Here is a 1,301-nt window from a genome sequence, read left to right as displayed (position 1 = left end):
CCCGCAGCGCCCACGACCGCGTCGGCGCCCACCACCGCCGCGCCCGCCCCCGTGGCGCCCGCAGCCGCACCCGCCACCGGGTCCTTCGCCGACCTCGGCGTGCCGGCCCCGCTCGTCGCGGTCCTCACCGCGCGCGGTGTCACCGAGCCGTTCCCCATCCAGGCCGCGACCCTGCCCGACGCCCTCGCCGGCCGCGACGTCCTCGGCCGCGGCCGCACCGGCAGCGGCAAGACCATCGCCTTCGCGCTGCCGCTGGTGGCCGCCGTGGCCGCCTCCGGGCGCCGCCGGGAGCCGAACCGCCCCCGCGCCCTCGTGCTGCTGCCCACCCGCGAGCTGGCCAACCAGGTCGCGGCCACCGTCGAGCCGCTCGCCGCCGCCCTCGGGCTGCGCACCGCCGTCGTCTTCGGCGGCGTCGGGCAGAACCCGCAGGTGCAGGCGCTGCGCGCGGGCGTCGACGTCCTCATCGCCTGCCCCGGCCGGCTGGAGGACCTCATCGGGCAGGGCCACTGCCGCCTGGACCGCGTCGAGGTCACCGTCCTGGACGAGGCCGACCACATGGCCGACCTGGGCTTCCTGCCCGGCGTGCGCCGCCTGCTGGACGCCACCCCGGCCGGTACGCAGCGCCTGCTGTTCTCCGCCACCCTGGACAACGGCGTCGACGTCATCGTCAAGCGCTACCTGCGCGAGCCCGTGCTGCACTCGGTGGACCCGGCCGTCGCGCCCGTCTCCACGATGGAGCACCACGTGCTGGAGACCGCCGCCGACGCCAAGGCCGCGGTGGTGCGCGACCTGGCCTCCGGCCTCGGCCGCACGGTGCTCTTCACCCGCACCAAGCACGCCGCGAAGAAGCTCGCCAAGCAGCTCACCGCCGCGGGCGTGCCCGCCGTCGACCTGCACGGCAACCTCAGCCAGAACGCCCGCGAGCGCAACCTCGGCGCGTTCACCGACGGCAGCGTGCGGGTGCTCGTGGCCACGGACATCGCCGCGCGCGGCATCCACGTCGACGACGTCGCCCTCGTCGTGCACGTCGACCCCCCCACGGAGCACAAGGCGTACCTGCACCGCTCCGGGCGCACCGCGCGCGCCGGCGCCGGCGGCACGGTCGTGACGATCGCCGCGCCCGACCAGCGCGGCGACGTGCGGACGCTGGCCCGCCAGGCCGGCATCTCCCCGCGCTGGACGGCGGTCGGCTCCGGCCACCCGCTGCTCACCGAGCTCACCGGGCCGCGGGCCCCGCACGTGGACCCGGCCTCGGCGCCGATCCCCACGGCCCCGCCGCAGCCGCAGCGCGCGCCCCGCGC

At 78.0% G+C, this 1,301-nt stretch carries 1 protein-coding gene; it reads left to right on the top strand.

All coding sequences use genetic code 11. The annotated features are described in order from the left end of the window. Window positions 1-51: 51 nt before the first annotated feature. A partial coding sequence (locus ABEB16_RS21430; protein WP_345714203.1) for a DEAD/DEAH box helicase occupies window positions 52-1,301 on the top strand: 1,250 nt, incomplete at its 3' end.

Source organism: Kineococcus glutinatus (assembly GCF_039542765.1).
In the GTDB taxonomy this organism is placed as follows: domain Bacteria; phylum Actinomycetota; class Actinomycetes; order Actinomycetales; family Kineococcaceae; genus Kineococcus_A; species Kineococcus_A glutinatus.
The sequence above is the reverse complement of the archived record's forward strand: the minus strand, read 5'-3'. Positions and strand labels throughout refer to the sequence as shown.